Annotated in this window: 24 protein-coding genes; 12 read left to right on the top strand and 12 right to left on the bottom strand. The window is 45.3% G+C overall.

Translation table 11 applies throughout. From position 1 onward, the window contains the following. Nucleotides 1-459 precede the first annotated feature (459 nt). The gene (gene lgt, locus KYK27_RS11025) at nucleotides 460-1,311 is read left to right on the top strand and encodes a prolipoprotein diacylglyceryl transferase (RefSeq protein WP_199110054.1); all 852 of its coding nucleotides are present in this window, start codon (nucleotides 460-462) and stop codon (nucleotides 1,309-1,311) included. 57 nt (nucleotides 1,312-1,368) lie between these two features. Here lgt and KYK27_RS11020 read toward each other — a convergent pair whose 3' ends face one another. After that, nucleotides 1,369-2,220 (bottom strand): hypothetical protein, encoded by an 852-nt coding sequence (locus KYK27_RS11020; RefSeq protein WP_233150381.1) that lies wholly within the window; start codon nucleotides 2,218-2,220, stop codon nucleotides 1,369-1,371. Nucleotides 2,221-2,333: 113 nt separating this feature from the next. Between KYK27_RS11020 and KYK27_RS11015 the strand changes: the two genes are divergently transcribed. Beyond that, complete coding sequence (locus KYK27_RS11015) at nucleotides 2,334-2,744, top strand: VOC family protein (protein WP_199110052.1); 411 nt, start codon at nucleotides 2,334-2,336, stop codon at nucleotides 2,742-2,744. A gap of 139 nt (nucleotides 2,745-2,883) precedes the next feature. Here KYK27_RS11015 and KYK27_RS11010 read toward each other — a convergent pair whose 3' ends face one another. The 4 genes from KYK27_RS11010 to cdd all read right to left on the bottom strand — a co-directional run bounded on the left by KYK27_RS11010 (nucleotide 2,884) and on the right by cdd (nucleotide 6,733). Next, nucleotides 2,884-4,206, bottom strand: coding sequence for a hypothetical protein (locus KYK27_RS11010; RefSeq protein ID WP_199110051.1), 1,323 nt, complete (start codon nucleotides 4,204-4,206; stop codon nucleotides 2,884-2,886). Nucleotides 4,207-4,477: 271 nt separating this feature from the next. Further along, the gene (locus KYK27_RS11005; protein WP_199110050.1) at nucleotides 4,478-5,311 is read right to left on the bottom strand and encodes a hypothetical protein; all 834 of its coding nucleotides are present in this window, start codon (nucleotides 5,309-5,311) and stop codon (nucleotides 4,478-4,480) included. Nucleotides 5,312-5,546: 235 nt separating this feature from the next. Further along, complete coding sequence (locus tag KYK27_RS11000) at nucleotides 5,547-6,194, bottom strand: alpha/beta hydrolase (RefSeq protein ID WP_199110049.1); 648 nt, start codon at nucleotides 6,192-6,194, stop codon at nucleotides 5,547-5,549. 53 nt (nucleotides 6,195-6,247) lie between these two features. Continuing rightward, entirely contained in the window at nucleotides 6,248-6,733 is a 486-nt protein-coding gene (cdd, locus tag KYK27_RS10995; protein ID WP_199110048.1) for a cytidine deaminase, read from the bottom strand. A 283-nt stretch (nucleotides 6,734-7,016) separates the two neighbouring features. Here cdd and KYK27_RS10990 point away from each other — a divergent pair, with 283 nt between their 5' ends. After that, nucleotides 7,017-8,372, top strand: coding sequence for a saccharopine dehydrogenase family protein (locus tag KYK27_RS10990; protein ID WP_199110047.1), 1,356 nt, complete (start codon nucleotides 7,017-7,019; stop codon nucleotides 8,370-8,372). A 479-nt stretch (nucleotides 8,373-8,851) separates the two neighbouring features. On the opposite strand, the gene KYK27_RS10985 is transcribed toward KYK27_RS10990, so the two are convergent. The 5 genes from KYK27_RS10985 to aroQ all read right to left on the bottom strand — a co-directional run bounded on the left by KYK27_RS10985 (nucleotide 8,852) and on the right by aroQ (nucleotide 12,623). Continuing rightward, nucleotides 8,852-9,568 (bottom strand): tRNA1(Val) (adenine(37)-N6)-methyltransferase, encoded by a 717-nt coding sequence (locus KYK27_RS10985; RefSeq protein ID WP_199110046.1) that lies wholly within the window; start codon nucleotides 9,566-9,568, stop codon nucleotides 8,852-8,854. Between the two features lie 186 nt (nucleotides 9,569-9,754). After that, complete coding sequence (gene rnhA, locus KYK27_RS10980) at nucleotides 9,755-10,219, bottom strand: ribonuclease HI (protein ID WP_199110045.1); 465 nt, start codon at nucleotides 10,217-10,219, stop codon at nucleotides 9,755-9,757. Nucleotides 10,220-10,409: 190 nt separating this feature from the next. Continuing rightward, the gene (locus KYK27_RS10975) at nucleotides 10,410-10,976 is read right to left on the bottom strand and encodes a MarC family protein (protein WP_199110246.1); all 567 of its coding nucleotides are present in this window, start codon (nucleotides 10,974-10,976) and stop codon (nucleotides 10,410-10,412) included. A 43-nt stretch (nucleotides 10,977-11,019) separates the two neighbouring features. Then, entirely contained in the window at nucleotides 11,020-12,084 is a 1,065-nt protein-coding gene (locus KYK27_RS10970; RefSeq protein ID WP_233150379.1) for an aminotransferase class V-fold PLP-dependent enzyme, read from the bottom strand. An 89-nt stretch (nucleotides 12,085-12,173) separates the two neighbouring features. After that, nucleotides 12,174-12,623, bottom strand: a complete 450-nt coding sequence (aroQ, locus tag KYK27_RS10965; protein ID WP_199110044.1) for a type II 3-dehydroquinate dehydratase — start codon at nucleotides 12,621-12,623, stop codon at nucleotides 12,174-12,176. Nucleotides 12,624-12,833: 210 nt separating this feature from the next. Between aroQ and xerD the strand changes: the two genes are divergently transcribed. Continuing rightward, nucleotides 12,834-13,733 (top strand): site-specific tyrosine recombinase XerD, encoded by a 900-nt coding sequence (gene xerD / locus KYK27_RS10960; protein ID WP_199110043.1) that lies wholly within the window; start codon nucleotides 12,834-12,836, stop codon nucleotides 13,731-13,733. 315 nt (nucleotides 13,734-14,048) lie between these two features. Here the strand turns inward: xerD and KYK27_RS10955 are convergent, their stop codons facing one another. Then, nucleotides 14,049-14,636, bottom strand: coding sequence for a hypothetical protein (locus KYK27_RS10955; protein ID WP_199110042.1), 588 nt, complete (start codon nucleotides 14,634-14,636; stop codon nucleotides 14,049-14,051). A gap of 29 nt (nucleotides 14,637-14,665) precedes the next feature. Next, entirely contained in the window at nucleotides 14,666-15,379 is a 714-nt protein-coding gene (locus KYK27_RS10950; protein ID WP_199110041.1) for a hypothetical protein, read from the bottom strand. 219 nt (nucleotides 15,380-15,598) lie between these two features. Here KYK27_RS10950 and KYK27_RS10945 point away from each other — a divergent pair, with 219 nt between their 5' ends. The 8 genes from KYK27_RS10945 (at nucleotide 15,599) to KYK27_RS10910 (ending at nucleotide 23,146) form a co-directional block, all read left to right on the top strand. Next, on the top strand, nucleotides 15,599-17,140 hold the full coding sequence (locus KYK27_RS10945; protein WP_199110040.1) for a hypothetical protein: 1,542 nt from the start codon (nucleotides 15,599-15,601) through the stop codon (nucleotides 17,138-17,140). Nucleotides 17,141-17,344: 204 nt separating this feature from the next. Further along, nucleotides 17,345-17,725 carry a nuclear transport factor 2 family protein gene (locus KYK27_RS10940; protein ID WP_199110039.1) on the top strand — a complete coding sequence of 127 codons (381 nt, stop codon included), beginning with the start codon at nucleotides 17,345-17,347 and terminating at the stop codon, nucleotides 17,723-17,725. 159 nt (nucleotides 17,726-17,884) lie between these two features. Continuing rightward, on the top strand, nucleotides 17,885-18,277 hold the full coding sequence (locus KYK27_RS10935) for a DUF1801 domain-containing protein (protein ID WP_199110038.1): 393 nt from the start codon (nucleotides 17,885-17,887) through the stop codon (nucleotides 18,275-18,277). Between the two features lies 1 nt (nucleotide 18,278). Beyond that, nucleotides 18,279-18,644, top strand: a complete 366-nt coding sequence (locus KYK27_RS10930; RefSeq protein ID WP_199110037.1) for a DUF2200 domain-containing protein — start codon at nucleotides 18,279-18,281, stop codon at nucleotides 18,642-18,644. A 147-nt stretch (nucleotides 18,645-18,791) separates the two neighbouring features. After that, the gene (locus KYK27_RS10925; RefSeq protein WP_199110036.1) at nucleotides 18,792-19,388 is read left to right on the top strand and encodes a hypothetical protein; all 597 of its coding nucleotides are present in this window, start codon (nucleotides 18,792-18,794) and stop codon (nucleotides 19,386-19,388) included. A 269-nt stretch (nucleotides 19,389-19,657) separates the two neighbouring features. Next, complete coding sequence (locus KYK27_RS10920; RefSeq protein WP_199110035.1) at nucleotides 19,658-20,635, top strand: YjgN family protein; 978 nt, start codon at nucleotides 19,658-19,660, stop codon at nucleotides 20,633-20,635. 3 nt (nucleotides 20,636-20,638) lie between these two features. Then, nucleotides 20,639-21,706, top strand: a complete 1,068-nt coding sequence (locus tag KYK27_RS10915; protein WP_199110034.1) for a M48 family metallopeptidase — start codon at nucleotides 20,639-20,641, stop codon at nucleotides 21,704-21,706. A gap of 408 nt (nucleotides 21,707-22,114) precedes the next feature. Continuing rightward, entirely contained in the window at nucleotides 22,115-23,146 is a 1,032-nt protein-coding gene (locus tag KYK27_RS10910; RefSeq protein ID WP_199110033.1) for a quinone-dependent dihydroorotate dehydrogenase, read from the top strand. The last annotated feature ends 35 nt before the right edge of the window (nucleotides 23,147-23,181 follow it).

Raw genomic sequence — 23,181 nt, 5'->3', positions numbered from 1 at the left:
TATAGTTCTATAGTTGTGTTTAACACATCCCTGCCCCTTTCAAAAGGGGAATTCTGGCTATAGCTATAGTTGACATTATAGTTCTATAGTTACAGCCTGAGAACGGACAGGGTGCCTATAGCACATCAGACACTAGCAGGAGCTGCGCACACTGCTAGGTCTTACAACTATAGGACACATAAGATCCCTGGGCTAGCGCTCAGGATGACGAAAGAGAAACTATAAAACTATAGCCAGGCTCCTTCCCCTGTTCTTAGGGGGGAGGTTGGGAAGGGGTAAATTCAGCAGCTATAGAACACATAAGATTCCTCAAAGCTATGCTGGTTCTCTTAAACTCTCGTCTCAAGAATAGTTAGGATGATGGGAGGAGACTATAGTATCAACATTACTTCTAACCCTTCCATTTTGTACCTGCACGATTTATTGTAACTTTGGGTAAATACGATCATCACCCTAACTATGAGTTTACTGAATTTTATTACCTGGAACGTAGATCCGGAAATATTTAACATCGGGCCGGTTTCTGTCCGTTGGTATGGGTTGTTCTTTGCGCTGGCATTTGTGTTTGGGCAACGCATCCTTACTAAAATTTATGTGGCAGAAGGCCGTACAGAGGGCGATGTAGATGCTATTACGCTTTACATGATCATTGGTACTGTAGTTGGTGCCCGTCTGGGTCACACCCTATTTTACGACCCGGAATATTACCTGAGCAACCCGATTGAGATTCTGAAAATTTGGGAAGGCGGACTGGCAAGCCATGGAGCAACTATAGGCATTTTGTTCGCGCTGTGGTTATTTAGCCGTAACCATAAGTTTAACTACATGTGGGTGCTTGACCGCATCGTGATAGTAGTTGCCCTTGGCGGAGCGCTTATTCGTTTAGGCAACCTCATGAATTCTGAGATTATCGGGAAAGTGACGGATGTGCCCTGGGCTTTTAAATTCTTGAGAAACAACGAAATAATTAACGGTGTAGCTGCCTCACAGGACCCACGCCATCCAGCTCAGCTCTATGAATCCATTATGGTTTTTGGACTGTTTGTGTTGCTTTACTGGCTCTGGAAAAAATACAAGCAGGCACTGCCGCTTGGGTTACTTTTCGGTTTATTCGTAACCCTGCTCTTTAGTTTCAGATTTGTTATAGAATTCCTGAAAGAAGATCAGGTGGCAAAGGAAGCAACAATGACGTTAAATATCGGGCAGCTTTTGAGTATACCACTTATAATTATTGGATTGTTTGTACTGTTCCGAGTATGGCGTAATCCGAAACCAGGGTTGCCGGGAGGTAAATTGGCAGAAGCTAAATAAAACTAAAAAAGGGCTGTAGTTGATCGCTACAGCCCTTTTTTAGTTTATAGTTTGGGGTTAAAGCGTATACCGGAAAAGATTGCCGCCTTCGCTGGTAAGTATAAGTGTGTTGTTATCTTTAAAAGTTACCGCCTCAGTCTGGCCGGCGCCGCTTAGCGGTATTTCTTCAGGTTCTCCTTCAAAAAACGATTCAGGGTTATTTACATTACGATACAGGTGTATTTTACCTTCACTTAGTAACACAACCATACGCGCATCAGGACTAATACATGCGCTTGTAACCCGGTCAGTCATTTTTATTGATCCTATCTTTTTAGCTGTGTAATTGCCCGGTTTGTCAGGGAGTTGGTAAACCTTTGCTTCATGGCTTCCATTGCGGTCTTTTGATATCAGGTAGAGATTGTCAGCGTACCAGAAAAATGCTTCACTGTCGAAACTGTTTTTATCTTTTTTAGACGGTTTGCCTTCATAGTCTTCGTAGGTGAAGCGGATGGCCTGAGGGTTTGCCATTTCACTGAAAGGTACTTTATAAATGGCCAGTTCGGTCCGCTTGCTGTTATTATTGCCTATATCGCCGATATATAAATTCCCGTTATCATCCCGTGTCAGGTCTTCCCAGTCTACATTGGGTAGTTTAAATTTATAGGTCTTTACCAACTTCCCGTTTTCGTTTATCTCGTAGAGGTAAGGTTGATTGTTAGCGTCGTTATGGGTGATGTAATGCTCTTTTTCGGGCATGGTCTCAATTCCTGAACTTTCTTTTATGGTACTGGGCAAAGGGGCAAGCGTTTCGAATTTGCCAGTTTCGGATTTCATTGCTTTTGAAGCAGGTGTAGCATTGTCCTGGTCACGAAGAAAATAAAAGGCAATAGCCAGAACAGATGCAAAAACAATAAAAATTTTTATCATAAGTTTCATAGAAAAAGTGGCGTAAAAATTTGTGTTGATACCTACCGTAAACGTACTGTAAGCTATTGCGTTTGCTATATAGTGTTTGCAAAACGACGTTTTTACAACTATAAATGGACATCATTAAAATAAAGGAAACCTGTCTGTACGTTTCAGACCTGGCAAAGACCAAAGCTTTTTACAACGGTCTACTAAAGTTCGAGGTAATTGGCGAAGTGCCCGGGAGGCATGTCTTCTTCAGGGTGGGTAGTTCGGTACTGTTATGCTTTATAGCGGAGGCCTCTCGTAAACCTGGCAGTCTGCCACCACATTTTGGGTCCGGCGAGCTGCATCTGGCCTTCGAAGTAAGTAAAGAAAGCTACGCAGCAACAAAAGCAACTATAGAAACGGCTGGTATACCCATTGAACAGGAATATGACTGGGGCGGAGGTTTTTTGTCATTTTATTTCCGGGACCCGGATAAGCATCTGCTGGAGGTTGTAATGGATGGCATGTGGGAGAGAGGTAAGAAGTTAGAAAGTTAGAAAGTTAGAAAGTTAGAAAGTTAGAAAGTTAGAAAGTTGAGAAGTGGCTTAGTAAACCGATAGCCATTATTTATCCCTGCCAAACTATAAAACAAAAGCCTCAGAACTGTTCCTGAGGCTTTTGTTTTATAGTTTACTGTTATTGCAAGCGCGACTGCAATTCTTCTATAATCCCGCCGTAGCGTTTGAGTAACCTTCCCCAGTCCGAAAACAGCTGATCTTCTTTTACACTGATCACACCGTCGGTCCGTTGACTGATGATCTTTACCACATAGGTCAGCTCGTTAGAGTTACCGCCGCTGCTCACGATCATACGCGTCCGGATAGTGCTCATGCCGTTAAAGTTCTGTACCTGCCAGGACGTTGTAAGATAGCCTGTATTATAGTCTACCGTTTCTAAAACATCAAAGCTGCGCGTAATAATGGAGCTTAGCGTGCGCCACGCATCTTCTGGAGCTATAGTTTTATTTACCGGTATCGTGATGCGCACGTTGGCCATATCCGTAGAAATAGAGGAATTATACGCTTCATCTTCCGCCATCTCTACAAATTCTGTTAAAGGTGGTTCCTGCATGTTGGTTTGGTTGCAGTAGTTTTTAATGAACCTGATAAAACCATCTTTTACCACACGCACTTCTACGCAATCGTTTTTCGGAACTTTAAGATCATATTTGCCCACACCCAGTATTTTACCGGCAACCTCAATGTTGGCATCGGCCGGGGCAGTGGTTATTTTTACCAACCTATCTTCCAGCGCTGCTCTGAAACGGATAGGAGGGGCCGGGTCGGTAGCCGGTTTGTTGCAGAACACCTGCGTTACATCGGCATAGCCTTCGCGCACCACATTTACGGTCACACATTCGCCGTTTGGTATGGTTATGTCTGAGGTGCCTCTGCCTTTCGAAACACCATTTATTTGTACCGTGGCATCTGCCGGGAACACTTCCAGGCGAACCTGTCGGTCCTTCATTTCAAAAAAATCTTTTATAGGAGGCGCTTCCCGGTCGGGGGCATTGTAGTAAATTTTAGTGATCGGAGCGAACCCTGCTTTTTTAACTTCTAAGGTCAGAAACTTGCCTTTGCCAATTACCAGGCTTGTCCTTTTTGTCCCGATCATGCGGCCATCCACATAGATTTCAGCATCATAAGGCTCCACATTTATGTCTACCAGCCGGTTTTCGAGCGCTATTTTCTGTTCCTTCTCCCATTTTATAGTTCGCGGATACTCTTTTATCAACGGTTCATAGCCTTCCTTCACAATCTTAATCCTGTTCCGGGAGTCTTTCGACAGTTTCAGTTCGATGCTGCCCACACCAAGTTCGGCAACTTCGGAATTGTCGGACTCGCGGAGCATAAAGAATTTGGCATCCGGAATGTTGGAGGTGATATTGATCTTACTCTGGGCGAAAACTGAAACCGACACAAAGCAACAGCAGAGGAAAGCGTATAACTTTTTTTGCATAAAATAAGGGTTTAAGTTAGAAAGACAGATCTCCTGAGAAAAGTATGGAGTAAGCGCTTATATTGTAATTTTGTGGTATATACGCAAGTAAATATATTAATGTTCTAATAATGGCATGTGTTTTTTGTGAGGTGATAATGATATGTGCTTTTCCATTCAGGGTTGATAGCCAGGTAGTTACTCAACCGAAAAGCTTATAAACAGTAATCCCTTCCAGCTATAGTCTGTTTATAGCCGGAAGGAATCACTGTTTTAGTTAATAGCTCTAGTTTTATCGGTTCCTGTTTCGGAACATCAGGTCTGTAAGTACGATAGAATAGGTACCGTCTGTGGTATGTGTAACAGTGTAAGACTGAGGATAATAGCCCGGATCAACATAGCTCAGCAGCGAAGGTACAGGCAGTGTTTCAGAGTCGCCGGCAGCCAGGCTTTCCAGATATTCCAGAGTGATCATAGGCTCCAGGAAGGTAACTCTATCATCATCAGAGCCATAAATAAATGTTCGGGAGAAGCCGGCAGGAGAGAATTCAGGGGAACGTACATCGCTCCAGTGCACGCCCATGTGCGGAACGGCAAATGGCTCAGGGCCGAAAGTATAATACTCAGGGAAAACAGTGCCAACCAGTGACCAGGCACCCTCATCAGGACCGCCAGCTATCTGCATGATCTGCCCTTCGGTTTGCATGTAAAAGTGGAAATCGAAGTGAGGTAAAGTATACACACCAGTTGGTTCGTGCCCCATCGGGTTCCAGCCTATAGTTACTGTTTTATAGCCTGTCGAATGTGCCGGGCCTGGTAACGGAAGTACAAATTCATACATTTCCTCTTCTGATATACCATCTAACACGCCTTCGGTAAACTCTATACCCATGGCGATCGGCTTACCCTGCATCACTTCTACCCAAACCCAGGCTGTGCCATCCCCGATAGCAACTGCATCACCATAATAAATTTTTGTCTCAGTTGTCTTCGCTTTTTTCTGATCGTTACCGAGCGAAGCTGTCGGTTCTACGTCCTGCGTTTTTTCGCAACCCGAAAGCAAGAAGACAGAAGCCAATGCCAGTGTTTGCAATAGCCTGTGGCTGTGCATGAATAGTTTTTTCATAAGCTTGTTTTAGTTGTGGTTAATTAATGATGTAGCGCAGGAAGGGTTGATACTGCGTTTTTCAGAGAGGTAGCGAGTAAGGTAAAGTTATAAACTATAACTTATTGTTGATAAAGTTATACTAAGTAAAAGTGAAGTTCTGCGTAGTTTATAGTTGCTTTAACTTTATAGTTGAAATTCGGGCCTTTGGGGAAGCTCTGTTGGTGCAGCTAAGAGTTGTTTAAAGAGTCCGAAGCTATAGTTGCGCATCTACCTTTACCAGCGTACCCGCATCAAGCGTATGCCCACCTTCAAAGGTATAGATGTGCGGCGTAATCCCCATTTCAGACATGAGTTGTTGTTTTTTCCGGAGGCTTTCGGGTGTTATAAACTTGTCCTGGGTGCCGTAAACTATAGCTACAGGCAGGTTGGTAAAAGCGGCTTTACCGGCAGTAAAATCAATATCTTCGGGGAAAGAGGCAGCCCAGAGAACAAGCCGGTGAACAGGCGCAGCACCGGAAGCCAGCCAGCGGCTAACCGTAGCACCACCCTGCGAAAAGCCAACTATAGTTACCCGCACATTCTCAGGCAGTTGGTTCAGTTGGGTTTGCAGCAGTAACGACAGGTAAGCAACCTGGTCTTCAATTTCTGATAAACGGTCTTCTTTTGTCATCCAGGTAGCGCCCACTCTCCCCGAAAACCCATCCAGGTAAAACCGTGAAAGCGCTTCGGGAGCAACTATAACCGTGCGGCCATTATCCAGCGGAGCAAAATGACGAAGAAAGTAACGAGCAAGCTGCCCATAACCATGGCAAACTATCCAGAGATCTGTAACCTCATCAGATGGAGTGCCTAAACTATAGTAGCGGGCAGTGCGCTGTGTTAGCAGTTGTTGCTCGGTCATGAATCAGAAGTATGTGTTTAGCAGCCTTTAATGCAGTACCAGCAATTTGCTTCCTATAAGTGGTCTGAAGTAAACTGGAAAGGCAACAGCCCGGCAACAGAGTTAAAGCGGTAGTACTTGCCATCAGCGGCCTGCAGCAAAACTGGCAACGGCTCTTTTTGTTTGAATTCGTATTCGGCCATAACCTGGCGGCAGGCGCCACAAGGCATAGCCGGCAAAAACTCCTCCTCGTTGCGGCGGCGGGCTGTAACAGCCAGTAATTTAATCTTCGCTTTCGGGTAATTAGCGCTAAGGGCAAAAAGGGCCGTGCGTTCGGCACATAAACCCGATGGATAAGCAGCGTTTTCCTGGTTACTGCCTTTAAACATAGTGCCATCTTCCATGACCAGCGCAGCTCCTACTAAAAAGTTCGAATATGGGGCATAGGCATCAGCGGCAGCTTGTTTTGCAAGCTCCATGGCCTGCATTTCCTGCTCACTAAGGTCGGTCGCAGCATCCAGCACGTCAATGTCTATCGTAATGGTCAGTTTATTTGCCATTCAGGTAAGTATCAATACAAAAATTAGAAAAGGGTTATAAAATTACTGGAATATTCCGGAAAAGCAATAAAAGCGTTTGCCTTAGCGCCTGTAATCCTTAACTTGAAGCATAATTAAAACTATAGTTGGTGTGGCTTTGGTAAATGTACCGGGGCGTGCCGGCACAGCCGTCGGGCTTTCGCGGCTCGCTTTTTGGCTCGTGCCTCACCAAAAGAGCTCAAACAACCGCTCTATCCCTCACGCAAACTATAGTTAAACTATAAAAGACCTGATAGTACCTTCTATGAAAAATATCCTGCTGCTTGGCGCCGGCCGTTCTGCTTCCTCGCTCATCGCTTACCTATTACAGCACGCACCCACCGAAAACTGGCACATCCGCATCGGCGACATTGTAGTGACTCACCTGCATAGTTTGGTTGATGAGCTGCCTTATGCCGAAGCCCTGGTTTTTGACGTACACAACGATACACAGCGCGAAACTGAAGTAAAACAGGCTGACTTGGTGATATCGTTGCTACCGGCGGTTTTTCACATAGAAGTAGCCAAAGAATGTCTGAAACAGGAAAAGCATCTGATCACGGCCTCCTATGTGACGCCTGCTTTTCTGGAACTTCACGCCGAAGCCCAGCAAAAGAACTTAACCATACTCATGGAATCCGGCCTGGATCCGGGCATAGACCATATGTCGGCCATGGCGGCCATACAGCACATAAAAGCAAAAGGTGGTAAGCTAACTTCTTTTAAATCGTATTGCGGCGGCCTGGTTGCCCCTGAGTCTGATAATAACCCCTGGAACTATAAGTTTACCTGGAATCCGCGTAATGTGGTGCTGGCAGGGCAGGGTACAGCCAAGTATATCAGGAACGGCGAATACAAATACATTCCATATCACCAACTGTTCAAGCGCACTGAACTGCTATATGTTGAAGGCTACGGCCATTTTGAAGGGTATGCCAACCGCGACTCGCTCAGCTACCGCGAACCCTACGATTTGCTGGATATACCAACCATGCTGCGCGGTACGCTTCGTAAGCCCGGTTATTGCGCTGCGTGGGACGTGTTTGTGCAACTGGGCTTAACCGACGACAGCTATACCCTGGAAGGCTCAGAGAACATGACTTACCGTTTATTTTTCGAAGCATTTCTGCCCTATGCCGCGAACGGCGAAACTATAGAACAAAGAGTAGCCAACTACCTGACAATTGATGCACAAGGTGAAATAATGCAGAAGCTCGCCTGGCTCGATCTGTTTACTGAAAAGCCTGTCGGACTGGCCGGGGCCACGCCGGCGCAGGTGCTGGAAAAAATACTGAAAGAGAAATGGCAACTGTCTCCCGGCGACAAAGACATGATCGTGATGCAGCATTTGTTTGAGTATGAACTGGCTGGCGAGAAATATGAGTTCACCTCATCGCTGGTAGTGAAGGGGGATGATGAAGTGCACACGGCAATGGCGAAAACTGTAGGCTTACCGGTTGGTATTTTAGCTAAACTGCTGCTGCAAGGTAAGATATCAAACCGCGGCATTGTTATCCCGACTAAGCCGGAATTATACGCACCTGTGCTGGAAGAACTGAAAAGCTACGGCGTTAATTTTGTGGAACAGGAAACTGTATTAGAAAAAGTAACTATTAAATAAACTGTTCATGGCGCGAGCGTCTTCGCTCGTGACGGACTATAGCGTGGGCCTCTGGCCCGCGTAAGCTATAGTTCGCAGCTACTTACTGCTGTTTCGGACATCCTTGTCCGGAACTAATCCTGAAGCGGATTTCCTAATCCGCATTAATCGCAAAAAGGGGATTAGGAAATCCTCGGCAGGGGGCTTTCGGACTTGGAAGTCCGAAAGAGCTTTTGTCACAAATCCAACATCATAGGTAGGCACGAGTTACAAACTCGCGCCAGCATATTGCCAGCATATCTCTTGCCTACGCTCGCGTCCCGCAAGTGTAAGCTACCGGCGGCGTCCCGCCGCTTTGTGTAAATAGAAATCAGGCAACTGTAAACCATAGCTTAAAGCAGCCAGAGTCCGCCGAATAACTCACACTTGCGGGAGGCGAGCGAGGGCGTTAGGCCGCCCCATACTAAACAAACACGAGCGAGGACGCTCGCGCTATGAAACTATAAATGCAAATAATAATCCTTAAGCAGTTCACTAAACTCAGAAGTGTAAGTAGTTTTATTAGCTTCCCGAATATGGAGTTTGCTTATAGTTGAGGAAGCTGACTTTACGAAACTATAGGTTTGGATGTGGCGGATGCACTGGCCGTTGATGTAGGTATAAACTTCTATCGTTTCTGTCAGGTATAGTCGGTGATCTGTAGCCAGTTCTGCAAAGTGTAGTGCTTCGGCAGGAGGGAGCAGGATGTATAGTTTACCTTGCTGTGTGAGGTGTTTTTGTGCAAAAGCCAGGATGTCTTCAAAAAAGAGGTCTCCGGTGTGTTTGGCACTGTCCTTTGCTGCGTTCCCGGATTTTAAAGAAGCCAGGAAAAATGGCGGATTGGAAAGGATGACATCGTAGTTCTGCTGGTTTTCCTTCGCAAACTCCTGTAAGCTTACCGGGTGTAAATGCAGTCGGTTTGTCCAGGGGCTTAAAGCAAAATTTTCTGAGGCCTGTGTGGCTGCTTCCGGGTTAATTTCAACGGCATCTATAGTTGCAGTCGTCCGTTGCGCCACCATCAGCGAAAGCAAGCCTGTGCCGGTACCAATATCCAGGATTCGGTTAGCATTGCCTGCTTCCACCACAGCCCCAAACAAACAGGAATCAGTACACACCTTCATAGCGCACTTGTCCTGCTCTACCCGGAACTGTTTAAACTGAAAGTAAGAATTGGCCAATTTTAATGATTAGTTACTAATGAGTAATGAATAGTCAGCGTGTTGATTGTCATTTCGAGCCTGTGTGAGAAATCTATTTTAGATTCCATACAGTTATTTGACATCAATGCTAGTTCCTTTAAACTCTCGTTTCAGGTATGTCAGGATGCCATCAGGAATTAGTCATTAATTATTCCTGATTATTCACTACTTAGAATTAAACATCCCCGATTCAAAACCCTCATCGGGAGGCAGGTTGGGTTGTAAGGCACTGGCAACGGCCAGTTCGTCGCAGCGTTCGTTTTCGGGGTGGCCGGCGTGGCCGCGTATCCAGACAAATTTTACGTTGTGCTTGGCATAAACACGCAGGAAACGGGCCCACAGATCGCCGTTGGCTTTGCCGGCAAATCCTTTTTTCTGCCAGCCAAATACCCAGCGTTTCTCCACGGCATCTACTACATACTTTGAGTCGGAATACACGGTAATTGGAATGCCCGGTTTGGTAATGGCCTCTAAACCAACAATAACAGCCAGCAATTCCATGCGGTTGTTAGTGGTTTTCCGGAAGCCGGCGGTAAGCTCCTTTATATGCGGGCCCCAGCGTAGTATCACTCCAAAGCCACCCGGCCCCGGGTTTCCGCGCGAAGCACCATCAGTAAATAATTCGACCATAAGGTAATTTTGAATAAATGAATAATTGAGGTTTGAATGGGTGAATATGAAGGTTGGTTAAAAGGTTGAATTCCTAATCGTTATCCCGACGCCAGGAGAGATCTGTCATGAATTCTACTTAGATTTCTCGCTGCATTCGAAATGACAAGTACTTATTCAGTCATTCAAAACTCAGTCAGTCAAAATTATTTTAAACAGGCAGGTTGCTCTTGAAGAGCTTGATAGCGATGGCTAAAAGTATAACACCGAATACTTTACGGAGAACATCGGCCCCTGCTTTACCAAGCCTTTTTTCTATCCAAGGAGATGCTTTGAGTACAATGTATACAAAAAGCAGGTTTAGGATAATGCCCACCAGGATGTTTGGAACAGAATAAGCCGCACGAAGCGAAAGCAAGGTGGTCATGGTACCGGCGCCAACTATAAGCGGAAAGGCCAGCGGCACGATAGAGCCACTTTTAATTTCAGGGTCGGTATGGAAAAAGTCTTTACCCAATATCATCTCCAGACCAATAATAAAGATAATGATAGCGCCCGCCATGGCAAACGACTGGAAATCAATACCAAAAAGCTTTAAGATGCCATCGCCCACAAACAGGAAAGCGATCATCAGTATACCCGAAATAATGGTAGCTTTCTCTGACTGAATGACGCCTTCGCGCTTACGCAGGTTGATAATGATCGGGATAGAGCCCAGAATATCGATGATCGCAAACAGGATCAGCGTTACCGATATGATTTCCTTGAAGTTAAAAATACCCATGTGCGCTTATACTTAGTTTTGGCGCAAAGGTATAATTTTAGGCGTAGTAATGCAGGAAAAAGCGTTTTAGTTCTTCGTATTCTTCATCCAGTATAGCCGGGAAGTTGGCAATGCGAAACGTATTTCGTTGCCATGCGCCGTAGCCATTACCCAACCGTATGTTATGGTGCAGTGCACGCTTTTTAATATCATCCACCAAACGTTCGCTGGCCTGTAAGGCGATAACTGTACGGGAGCGCACCTCTTCATTCTCAACCAGCAACTGTATATCCTGGAACTGGGCAAAGAATTCGTAAAGGGCATTCGAGCGGTCTATCAGCTCCTGGTCAATGCCTTTAATAAACGGACGGTCTTCGAGCACGCGGCGCAAAAGGTAAATACCCAGCACGTTCGGCGTGTATGTGGTCTGGTAATTCAGCATTTTCTCATAGATACTTACTAGGCTATTATAGTGTCCGCGCTCAGCCATTTGTTTTGCTCTGAAAATAGCACGTGGTGAACAGGCCATAATGCCTAAACCGGGCGGTAACCCGAAACATTTCTGTACCGATGCAAACCAGATATCTGCCTTTATTATTTTCAGGTTCAGCCCTGCCATAGAGGAGGTGGCGTCTACCGCAATTAAGGTGTCGCGGTAGCGGTTCTGAAGGTTAAGTATACTAGTGGCTGATACCTGTGTGCCATTCGATGTTTCGTTCTGGGTAAAGCAGATAAGCTCGGTATCAGCGCTTATAGTTAACTGTTCCACCGGCATGGCCTCGTTCAGATCGAAAGCAATCCCTTCGGCATGCGGACGCAGTTTTTTGGCGTATTCGTACCACTTCTCTCCAAAGGAGCCATTGTATATATGGTAGCTTTTATGTTTTGTAAGGCTCTGAATCAGGATTTCCCAGCACTCCGTAGCCCCGGACGTAAAGAAGATGTAATAATCTTCAGGGATGTTAAGCTTGCGTTTTATCAAGCCCACCGTAGCCCTCGAAAGCTGTACAAACTGCTCTCCGCGGTGTGGTGTTCCCAAAATACCTTCGTCGTAGGCATCTGTCATGTAGGTGCGCACTTCGGGGTAAATTTTAGATGGGCCGGGGTAAAAATTGAGTATCATTCAGGAATATAAATAAAATATAGCCTAAAAACTATACTTTTTTTAGTGTAAAAGGTTCTGTTCGTTATGCTAACGTGCCGGGCTATAGTTTATTTAGCACCGAAACCAATCTTTTTAGGCTTTAGTCGTTCGAAGTACTGCAGTGCCAGGCGGTAACTCTCCAGGCCAAAGCCAACTATAGAGCCACTGCAATATGGTGCCAGCATACTTTTGTGGCGAAAAGCTTCGCGGGCATAAATGTTGGAGATATGTACTTCTATGACTGGTGCTTCAATGGCTTTTACGGCATCTGATAAAGCAACTGAGGTATGCGTATAGGCACCTGCATTAAATACGATCCCTTTGTAGGTAAACCCGACTTCGTGCAATTTATCTATCAGGGTGCCTTCGGTGTTGCTCTGGAAATAAGTAAGGTCCAGGGCCGGAAAAGCTTCTGTCAGTTCCTCGAAATAATCTTCGAACGAACGGGAGCCATACACCGCTTTTTCACGGATGCCCAGCAGATTCAGGTTAGGTCCATTCAGGATCAGTATTTTCATAGAGTTTGGGTGTTGCTTGTTTTCCGCATAAAACGGAAGCTGCAAAGGTAAGGATTAACTATATTTGCTTTATGTTAAATTGCTGAATTGTTATTTGTCTGAATCAGGATTTACAGGATTAAAGGATGAGCAGGATTTTAACTCCTAAACTCTCTGACTCCTAAACTCTTTAACTTACTAACTTCCAAACTTTCTAACTTCTAAACTTCCATGACCTGGAACATAACTGTTAAGCAATTTGAACAATACCTGCGCCTGGAGAAGTCGTTGTCAGGGAACTCTGTGGAAGCGTATTTGCGTGATGTTCGGAAGCTGACAGACTTTCTGGAGCTAAAAGGGTTACAGGTTGCCCCGGAAAACATAACGCCAACTATACTTCGCGATTTCCTGGAATGGGTAAATGAACTGGGCATGACGGTGCACTCGCAGGCCAGAACCCTCTCCGGCATCCGGGCTTATTACAAGTTCCTGATCATGGAAGATATGCTGACCGCTGACCCGACCGAAACGATTGAAGCTCCCAAACTGGACCGGAAATTACCTGATACCCTTAACTTTCATGAGATAGAGCAACTGCTGGCGGCTATAGATCTTTCTACGCCTGAAGGAACCCGCAACCGTGCCATGCTCGAAACACTTTATAGTTCAGGACTGCGCGTATCGGAATTGCTGGACCTGAAACTGAGTAACCTGTATGAGGATATGGGTTTCCTGAAAGTAGCAGGTAAAGGCGACAAGGAACGCCTGGTGCCGATCGGGCGCGATGCGTTGAAGCATATTAAACTATATCGCGAAGGAGTGCGTTGCCATTTAAAGATCAAAAAAGGCCACGAAGACATTGTGTTCCTGAACCGCCGCGGCGCCAGGCTTACGCGCGTTATGGTTTTCACGATCATCAAAGACCTGGCAGCCCGTGCCGGCATTCAAAAACAGGTAAGCCCGCACACATTCCGCCACTCGTTTGCCACGCACTTAATAGAAGGCGGCGCCGACCTGCGTGCCGTACAGGAAATGCTGGGTCACGAGTCCATCACCACCACCGAAATTTATACCCACTTGGACAGAGATTACTTGAAACAGGTGATCAAGGATTTTCATCCGAGGAGTTAAGGTAGGCTAATCTTGGCTAAACTAACCCACCCCTTACCCCTCCGAGGAGGGGAATTCATTTTGTTGGCTCGGGTTAGCATGGCGCGAGCGTCCTCGCTCGTGTCGAACTATAGTTGGGCGTCCCTCCCAGTTGGATTGCAAATCCAACGCGAGATGTAAGTCACGGATCACAGATCCGCGCCAGCTAAAAGAGTTAAATTAAGATAGCAGGGGTGGGTTAACGATTGCAGATCATACTCACAACACAATGAGTGCTAATATTAATACTATAGATACCGACATTGCATTACAGCCTCGGAATCTATAGTTTACAGCCTACTTTCCCGGACTTATTACACTCATAATCAGATACAGCACGCCAACCCCGGTTCCTAAACCAAAACCTAATGCGGCTTTGCCTATTTTTCGGTTATGCGCCTGCTTTTCGTAGCCTTTAACATAGTTCGGGTCTTGCAGTGATACAGCAGGTAGAGCTTTGTTATAGCGAGCTCTGGGTTTTACAGCGCCAATAATGATTGGCCCAACCGGACCGGCTAGGAAAACGGAGGCAGCAGAACCCAGCAAAGCGCCAGTGCCATTGTAATAAGATCGCGCATCCTGGCGGCCTTTCTGGTACATGTAAGCCGGGTCGGCTATAGGTGCTTTAGCTACAGTTTCGGCTGGCAGATTCTCCGTGAAAACCTCTTTCGTGCCGTTGGCAAAACGAACCATAAACACTTCAGTCTTCGCCAGTTTATAACTTAGCGTATCGGTTGTGTCAGCAGAAAGGTAAATGATGTCGGTAGTAGTAATCTCCCTAACCCTGGCCATTAGTTCGTCGCCGTTTATTTTAACGATCACATCCTGCGCCATAGCAACTTGTGCCAGCAAGCAAGAGAGTAAGATGAGTAAATACTTTTTCATGGCCTTGCGGTTTTAGCTATAGTTTATAGTTAGTCGCGACGTGAGTTAAAGCCGAAGAGCACACTGAACCGGGCACCATCTTTAGATGGGGCAAAGGCCACATTAACGGGGAAGTTTATCCCCTGGCTCTGGAAATTAGTGCCTGCTGCAAACACAAGCCCGGCACCAGCTACAGATAGGTTCGGTCCGACACCAAATTCTATCCCTTTGGGGCCGCGTATACCAACCAGTGCGCTCAGACTTGGCAGAAATTTGCCCTGTTCCAGGCCACCAACCAGCGGCACAAACTCAAATAAACCCGATGTTCCGTTGTCCAGGGTAAAAATGCGTGTCTCGAACTGCCAGCCAAACTGGGTGATAAACGGACTTACAGATTCCATGTGCTCCTCCTCCAGGTTATCGACTAATTTTGAGCTGAGAACAGTGAAGCCGAGGCGTGGGCCAGAAAGTTTTAAATGCTGCTGTTGTGGCTGCTGGTAAACGGAAGGTGTAGAAGTTGACGATGCTTCATTGGCAATAACTGTTTTCACACCGTTCTCATACTTTATCATAAACACCTCCGACTTCAGGATAGAAATAAGCGGGCCATCCGGATTATCGAAGCGCTTATATTTTACTTCGGTCAGTGTTATTTCCTGCACCTTTACCTGAAGTTCGTCGCCGTTGCGTTTGGTTAAAATGTCCTGGGCCTGGCAAGCCAATACTACAAACAAGGCAAGGCAGGTAAAGAGTAGCTTTTTCATAATGTATACTTTTGATTGTGAGATATTAGTTTTTCATGTTTAAGATGGATCAAAAGTATAGTTCGCAGATATAGCAAGAAAACAATGGTTTTGAATATCAGACTTTTGTAAAGTTTGGTTATAGTTTGTAAGCAGCTGTTTTGTAGTTGGTTGTATAGTTGTAATCAGACTTTTAATTTGTAATATTAGGCCAGCTTAACTTTGCAAAATTGCTGCTGAATGGATGATCTGAAAACTACCCTCGATACACTGGACGAAGAAGACAAGCAGGCACTAACTGCTTTTATACAGCGGCAGAAACAGAAGGCCTTCCGCAAAGACCTGGAACTGCTGCACCTGCTGCAATTGCCAAAACCCCTTACCTCAGAGCAGATCATCCGGAAGCTTTATAAAAGTGACCCAAACCCGGTTGCCTATTATGCCCTTCGCAAGCGGCTGATGCGCCATTTGTCGGATTTTATTTTGCTGAAACGCATGGCAGAAGACACCACGGCTTCGGCGCCCATTATGGGGATGCTGTCTCTGGCGCGCTACCTGTTTGAAGTGCGACTGGATAAAATGGCGTGGGCCTACCTGCGCAAAGCAGAGAAACTGGCACAAACCAACGAGCAGTTCGATTTGCTTAACACGATCTATAACCTGCAGATTGAGAAAGCTGAAAACGAGTTTGCCGACGACCTGGACCTGATCATCCGGAAACGCAACGAGAACAAGCTGGCTGCCGACGAAGAAGAACGTGCCAATATTGCCAACAGCATTATCCATAAGCGCCTTCGCGATGTGCGGAAACAAGGCAGCGACGTGCATTTCGGCCGTATTATACAGGATGTACTGAAAGAATACGGGCTATCTGAAGCAGTGAGTAAACGCCCGGCTTTACTGTATAAACTCATGTCTATAGCCCGGAGCGCCATACTTGCCGGTAAGGATTTCCTTTCTTTTGAGCCTTACATTATAAAACAGTACCACGAAACGGAGCAGCTATATGGTTTCTCGAAAGCTAACCAGTACTATAAACTGAGCCTGCTGTACATGATCTCGCATGTGCTGTACCGCAACAAGAAATTCACGGAGTCGGTGCATTATTTAGAGCAGTTAAAAGCAGGTCTGGAGGGCGAGGGAAATGGACATTATGCCCATTTTTACCCACGTTACACCTTCCTGCTGGTTGCCAACAAGATCTTCCTGCACCGCAACGACGAAGCTATAAAACTGATGGAGCACCTGCTGCATAAAGCAAAACTCACCCTAAGTACTAAAGACCAGTTAACCGCACAGCTTGGCTTAAGTTTCAGCTACTTTACACAGGGCGCGTTCGGGAAGGCAAACCGGGTTCTGATGAGTATAAAACGGTCGGATAAGTGGTGTGAGAGCAGAATGGGCCGCGAATGGATCCTGAAAAAGAACCTGGGCGAGATGATTATTCAATACGAGCTCGGTAATATAGACCTGACTCTGAACAAGATCAGGAGCATAGAAAGGGTGTTTAAAGACCTGTTGCAACAGCCTGTTTATAGTAATGTAAGCCGCTTTATGGAGCTTATTAAGTTTTTGATCGATAACCCGCAAGCCGTAACCACACCTGCTTTTATGCAGCACGTAGAGGAAACCCTTGCCTATACTACCTTCGAGCGCACCGATATTCAGGAGATCAGTTTCTATGCCTGGCTTAAATCAAAAATGTATTCCCGGTCTTACTACGATATGCTGTTGGAGTTAGGGAGTGGGCAAAATGCTATAGTTGAAGATCAGGAAGCATAAATTCAGGAAGAAATCTCTATATTAGTTGGAGTGTAAAACTCTATAGTTGCTGGAAGGAAAGACTTATAGAAAGTGGCAACTATACATACTACAGATAAGCTCAAGTTTATTGTTAAATGATAGTTGTGTGCCATAAAATATAAGAGTAGAAGTGATAAATTCAGCTTGTTTCTATATAACTAACTCTGATTTTGAGCTACCAAAATGAAAGAACATCAAAAGAAAGTAATTGAGAACTATGTATCTTCTTACAACAACTTTGACATAGAAGGAATGATAGCTGACCTGGATGAAAATGTTGTATTTGAGAACATAACTAATGGAGAGCTAGATTTAAGAACTGAAGGATTAATAGAGTTCAAGAAACAGGCAGAATCTGCAAAGCAATACTTCAGGCAAAGAAAACAGATAATTGATAATTGGGAGTTTGATAATTCAAGTGTTTCAATTGAAATTACTTATGAAGCTATTTTAAATGTTGACTTACCAAATGGATTGAAAAATGGAGAATCTCTAAATCTTAAAGGAAAATCAAGATTTAAATTTGAAGAAGGAAGAATTGTGAAAATAACAGACGAAAGTTGAAAATACGGCACACAACAATAGGATAAAGCAAGCTCCTCAGCTCATTCAACTGTTAACTATACTATAATCTAGCTTTGCATACCATCAGCAAAGGTTGATGATGGATGCCTGCTTTAACTATGGCCGTCTCAACACAGCAAAGCACCTCTCAAAACATCCATGAAAGAAGAAATACAGGCGTTTAACGACAAACAAGCAGCTGCTGAAAAGGAGATTTGCGACCTGCTTGCAACTGCAATTGATGATGAACTGACTGAGGCTGAATGCAAAATCTGGCATGCTCACCCTGTCTGGTTTTTAGATGGCAATCCGGTTGTTGGCTACTGTAAGCTAAAGGATTGTGTCCGGTTGATGTTTTGGAGCGGTGCCGGTTTTGAAGAAGAAAAACTTATAGTTAGCACAGGTAAATTCAAGGATGCCTCCATTCGGTACACTGCATCAGATCAGGTTAACTTGTCTGATTTAGAAAGGTGGTTAAAGAAGGCAAGAGAGATACAATGGGACTATAAAAACCTGGTGAAAAGAAAAGGACAATTAGAAAGATTAAAATAGCTTGAAAACAACTCCCGAACACGACGCTAAGATTGCAAACATGACCTTTGCATCTGTTTATCCGCACTACATCACAAAAGTTGAGCGCAAAGGCCGGACAAAAGAAGAATTACACCAGGTAATAACGTGGCTGACAGGCTTTGATGATAAAAAACTGCAGGAACTGATTGACGAAAAAGCGACGTTTGAAGCATTTTTTAGTCAGGCAACCCTAAACCCGAATGCGCATCTGGTTACAGGTGTAATCTGTGGCTACCGGGTAGAAGAAATTGAAAATCCGCTAACAAAACAGGTAAGGTATTTAGATAAGCTGGTAGACGAACTGGCTAAAGGCAGGAAGATGGAGAAGATCTTACGCCAGGCCTGAATGCAGCAAACAGTAAGTAACACTGCTACCCGCTATGTATAGTTTTTGGCACATAGAGTGCTAAAATAAATGCTTTCGGCTCCTGGCAAAATATCTCGAAAGCCTACTTAACCTGAACGAATAAACAACCACATATATACCTGCTACATGCAAAATATCGAGTTTCCACTTACCCTTACTTTTAAGATCTCCACTTTCTCGAACGACTTTACGGTGCAGGACGCAAGTGGCCGCACCATTAATTACGTGAAGCAGAAGCTGTTCAAGTTTATAGAAGAAGTGAACGTATTCAGCGACGAGGTAAAATCAGAGCAACTATACACCATCAGTGCAAACAAGTGGTTGGACTTTTCGGCAGCTTATAGTTTTACAAACCAAACGGGCGAACAGGTGGGCAGTGTGGCCCGAAAAGGCTGGGCATCGCTATGGAAAGCGCGTTACGAAATTTACGATGAGCAAAGAAACCAGGACCTGCTGATTCAAGAGGATAATGGCTGGGTGAAAGTAGCGGATAGCCTTTTAAGTGAAATTCCTTTGCTGGGCATGTTTACAGGGTATGTGTTCAACCCATCTTACACGGTTACAAAGCCTGACGGCGACGAAGTTGCGATGCTCACAAAAGAGCGGTCCTTCTTTGGCCGTAGGTTTACTGTGCATAAAACCGGCGAGCTGGATAGTAAAGAAACTGAACGTGTGATCCTGAGCCTGATGATGATGATCCTGCTTGAACGAAGAAGAGGCTAACTATAGAAAGAAATAAGCACAGCGATACTTTGTCCGGGGAAATCATTAAAATGATTTCCCCGGTTTTTTTATGCCTGCTTCTCAGGATCAACTATAGTTTGAACTATAGATGGCTGCTACCCATTCGCTTTCTGCTCACTGATTTTCTGAAAAAACTCCGCCGGCATTTGGTAATATAGCCTGTGTTATATATATTTAGAGAAGGATGATCTGTATGATTTAAAGATGCAGGCTAGCCTTAACTCATCTATCAACCTAAAACAAACCTTATGCAGGAAACTTCTACAGAACAGGAAACAACTATTACCAAACCAACCCTGGCTTTTAAGGGGCAGGGCTCCGAATTATTCAGTATCCAGATCGTGAACATGGTGCTTACGCTGGTAACACTGGGCCTTTACTACCCATGGGCCAAAGCTAAGAACCTGCAATACATTTACCGCAAAACCGAGCTGGCTGATAGTCCTTTTGCATTCCATGGCACCGGTAAAGAGATGTTTATCGGTTTTATAAAGGGGATTGGCATTTTTGCTGTGCTGATAGGCGTATTTATGTACGGCTTTATGCATGGCGATAACGGCGTTAAGTTCTTATGCTTTGCGCTGTACTTTATCGGTATACTGGCTTTGATTCCGCTGGCTATACATGGCATGATGCGTTACCGTACCTCGCGCACCAGCTGGCGCGGAATACACATGGGCTACCGTGGCACCCTGGGCAATATGTACAAAGTTTACTTCACCGGGTTCTTGCTGAGTATCATTACGTTCGGTATCTATAGTTTCTGGTTCGATACAAACCTGCGCAAAGAGATACTGGGCAACACCCGCTTCGGAAATGCCAAGTTCCGTTTTATAGGCGATGGCAGCGACCTGTTACTGGTACACATCAAAGGTTATTTCCTGACACTAGTTACCTTAGGTATTTATGGTTTCTGGTACATGAAAGACCTGATAAACTTTAATATCAACAACATTTTAATTGAGCAGGATGGCAAGTACAGCCGCCTCGATTCGTCGCTAACAGGCGGGCAGTATTTTAAACTGGCTGTAGGCAACCTTCTTATTATAGTATTTACGCTGGGCCTTGGGTATGCCTGGGTAGTTACCAGAACAATGGCAGCTATCTTTAACAACTGCGAAATAATAGGTGAGTTTAACCCTGATGCGCTGGCACAAACCGAGGAAGAATATAAAAACGCTACCTTTGAAGACATGGCCGATATGATGGATATTGGGTTAGTATAAATTATGTTTGAAGGAAAATATTACAACGGGCGTACCTCCAAAGGTATGCCCGCTTTTATTACGCTAGAGCCCAGTTACATCCGGGTAGCCTGGCAAACAGACGACGAGACCGGCACCGAGATCTGGGACCTTTCTGAGATTCATAAATCTGAGTTTAACGACGCCAACACTATTCTGGAGTATGGCAAATTTCCGAGGCAAAGCATTTCTGTTTTTGAGCAGGGTTTTAAAGAAGCGCTGGAGCAACAGTATCGGGATGCAAAATTTCTGAAGTCGCGCTATAGTTCATTTGCTAAAACCGGCCTGACAGGCCTGGTAGTTGGCGGACTGAGTTTGCTCGGTCTGGCCATCGTTCTGTTTGTGTGGGGCGTTCCGGCGCTGGCCGAGAAGGTAGCATCGCATTTCCCGGTAAGTTACGAGCGGGCTATGGGCGAACAACTGCACGCCCAGATGATGCAGGGCCAAACAATAGATTCTGCCAAAACCGAAGCCTTACAACAATACCTGTCTGCGCTCAAAGTAGAATCTGATTTTCCGATACATGTAACAGTGGTGGAGGATGACATGGTTAATGCTTTTGCCGTACCAGGTGGATTTATAGTTGTGCACGATGCCATTTTAGATGAAATGGAGCACCACGAGGAGTTGGCAGGTTTGCTGGGTCACGAGATCGGGCACGTGCAGATGCGCCACTCTACCAAGGCGCTAACCCGCAGTTTGTCTTATTTTATGCTGGCCTCGGTGTTGTTTGGCGATGTAAGCGGCATTGCAGCCGTTATAGTTGATAACGCCTCAACGCTGAACAATTTGGAATACAGCCGCACAGCAGAATCAGATTCAGATAAAGCTGGTCTGGAGTTGCTGGTACAAAACAAACTGAACCCAAAAGGCATGGTCTGGCTCATGGAGCGACTTAATTCTGATGAACCTGAGTTCCTGAAATTCATCAGCACACACCCAAATACCAACGACCGTATCAAAGAAATAGAAAGTCATATCCGCAAAACCAACTATAAACCAGAGCCAAATATGGAGCTGGAAGCAGCGTGGAAGAAGTTGAAAGCAGATTAACAGACCTCGTAGTGTGCGCAGCTCCTGCGAGCGTCTGTGTCAATAGCGTTTGCTATTTAGCTGATAAGACACTAGCAGGAGCTGCGCGCACTGCTAGGTCTTTTACTATTTGAAATTTGCCTAACTATAGCTGTTTAGAATAGTTGCTGTTTCAAACTATAGCTGTATAGCTGTTTCGGATTTCTGAATCCGAAACCAAATCTGCTGCGGACATCTTTGTCCGCGTAAACCGTAAGACGGGGATTAGGAAATCCCCAGCAGAGTGCTTCCGGACAAGGATGTCCGAAAGAGCAAATTTCTAAGTCAAATCTCTCCACCTCTTTAACTCCTAAACTCCAACAACTCCTCCAACTTTCAAACTTCATTCCCTATCTTTGTTTGCAGTAACATAACCCTAAACCTGCTGCCGTGTATAAAAGCCTGCTTCGCCCGTTACTTTTCAAACTCGATCCTGAGAAAGTTCATTACCTGACTACCGATGCTTTGCAAACCGTTTACAAACTGCCACTTGCTAAGACTATAAGCAACAGCATGTTTGGTGTACAAAGTCCGAAACTGGAGCGGGAATTGTTTGGCCTGAAATTTCCGAACCCGGTTGGGTTGGCAGCCGGTTTTGACAAAGATGCGAAGCTGATTGACGAACTGGGAAACCTGGGTTTTGGCTTTATTGAGATCGGGACGCTGACTCCGAAAGGGCAGGAGGGTAACCCAAAGCCGCGGTTGTTCCGCTTACCCGAAGATCAGGCCATTATCAACCGCATGGGTTTCAATAACGAAGGAGTAGATGCTGCAGTAGCCAGACTAAGAGCTCGCAAGAGCAACGTTATAGTTGGCGGCAACATCGGTAAGAACAAAGTAACACCCAACGAGGATGCCCTGAACGATTACCTGTATTGCTTTAAGGCGCTGTATGATGTAGTGGATTATTTTGTAGTAAATGTAAGTTCGCCCAACACCCCGGATTTGCGTGCGCTACAGGAAAAAGAGCCTCTACAGCAACTGCTCCTTGCTTTACAGGAGCAAAACAGCAAAATGCCAAAGCCAAAGCCACTGCTGCTCAAAATTGCGCCAGACCTGAACGATGCCCAGCTGAACGACATCATCGAAATTGCCCAGGAAGCTAACCTGAGTGGTATTATTGCAACCAACACAACTATAAGCCGCGATGGACTGCACGCATCAGCCCAAAAAGTGCAGGAAATAGGAGCTGGTGGCCTGAGTGGAAAGCCACTTACCCAACGCTCAACAGAAATTATAAGATACCTGCGCCAGCGCCTGCCGCAAACTATAAAACTCATTGGCGTAGGCGGAATTATGACTGCGGAAGATGCCCTGGAGAAACTGGATGCCGGTGCTGACCTGGTGCAACTATACACTGGTTTCATTTACGAAGGCCCTTCACTCATCTCCCAGATTAACAAGAAACTGCTCGCCAGATAAATTTTTGAAAGCCGATGCAATTGCTCTTCGCAATC

The organism is Pontibacter populi (assembly GCF_019336435.1).
Lineage (GTDB): Bacteria > Bacteroidota > Bacteroidia > Cytophagales > Hymenobacteraceae > Pontibacter > Pontibacter humidus.
This window is presented reverse-complemented; position numbering and strand designations above follow the sequence as displayed.

Bases quoted from the DNA above. Each gene is read 5' to 3' on its own strand.
- cdd (WP_199110048.1), bottom strand. From the start codon at position 6,733: ATGGCAAATAAACTGACCATTACGATAGACATTGACGTGCTGGATGCT.
- KYK27_RS10945 (WP_199110040.1), top strand. From the start codon at position 15,599: ATGGATGATCTGAAAACTACCCTCGATACACTGGACGAAGAAGACAAG.
- KYK27_RS10990 (WP_199110047.1), top strand. From the start codon at position 7,017: ATGAAAAATATCCTGCTGCTTGGCGCCGGCCGTTCTGCTTCCTCGCTC.
- KYK27_RS11015 (WP_199110052.1), top strand. From the start codon at position 2,334: ATGGACATCATTAAAATAAAGGAAACCTGTCTGTACGTTTCAGACCTG.
- KYK27_RS11000 (WP_199110049.1), bottom strand. From the start codon at position 6,194: ATGACCGAGCAACAACTGCTAACACAGCGCACTGCCCGCTACTATAGT.
- KYK27_RS10935 (WP_199110038.1), top strand. From the start codon at position 17,885: ATGAAAGAAGAAATACAGGCGTTTAACGACAAACAAGCAGCTGCTGAA.
- KYK27_RS11005 (WP_199110050.1), bottom strand. From the start codon at position 5,311: ATGAAAAAACTATTCATGCACAGCCACAGGCTATTGCAAACACTGGCA.
- KYK27_RS10950 (WP_199110041.1), bottom strand. From the start codon at position 15,379: ATGAAAAAGCTACTCTTTACCTGCCTTGCCTTGTTTGTAGTATTGGCT.
- aroQ (WP_199110044.1), bottom strand. From the start codon at position 12,623: ATGAAAATACTGATCCTGAATGGACCTAACCTGAATCTGCTGGGCATC.
- KYK27_RS10915 (WP_199110034.1), top strand. From the start codon at position 20,639: ATGTTTGAAGGAAAATATTACAACGGGCGTACCTCCAAAGGTATGCCC.
- KYK27_RS10920 (WP_199110035.1), top strand. From the start codon at position 19,658: ATGCAGGAAACTTCTACAGAACAGGAAACAACTATTACCAAACCAACC.
- KYK27_RS11020 (WP_233150381.1), bottom strand. From the start codon at position 2,220: ATGATAAAAATTTTTATTGTTTTTGCATCTGTTCTGGCTATTGCCTTT.
- KYK27_RS10940 (WP_199110039.1), top strand. From the start codon at position 17,345: ATGAAAGAACATCAAAAGAAAGTAATTGAGAACTATGTATCTTCTTAC.
- KYK27_RS10925 (WP_199110036.1), top strand. From the start codon at position 18,792: ATGCAAAATATCGAGTTTCCACTTACCCTTACTTTTAAGATCTCCACT.
- lgt (WP_199110054.1), top strand. From the start codon at position 460: ATGAGTTTACTGAATTTTATTACCTGGAACGTAGATCCGGAAATATTT.
- KYK27_RS10955 (WP_199110042.1), bottom strand. From the start codon at position 14,636: ATGAAAAAGTATTTACTCATCTTACTCTCTTGCTTGCTGGCACAAGTT.
- xerD (WP_199110043.1), top strand. From the start codon at position 12,834: ATGACCTGGAACATAACTGTTAAGCAATTTGAACAATACCTGCGCCTG.
- KYK27_RS10970 (WP_233150379.1), bottom strand. From the start codon at position 12,084: ATGATACTCAATTTTTACCCCGGCCCATCTAAAATTTACCCCGAAGTG.
- KYK27_RS11010 (WP_199110051.1), bottom strand. From the start codon at position 4,206: ATGCAAAAAAAGTTATACGCTTTCCTCTGCTGTTGCTTTGTGTCGGTT.
- rnhA (WP_199110045.1), bottom strand. From the start codon at position 10,219: ATGGTCGAATTATTTACTGATGGTGCTTCGCGCGGAAACCCGGGGCCG.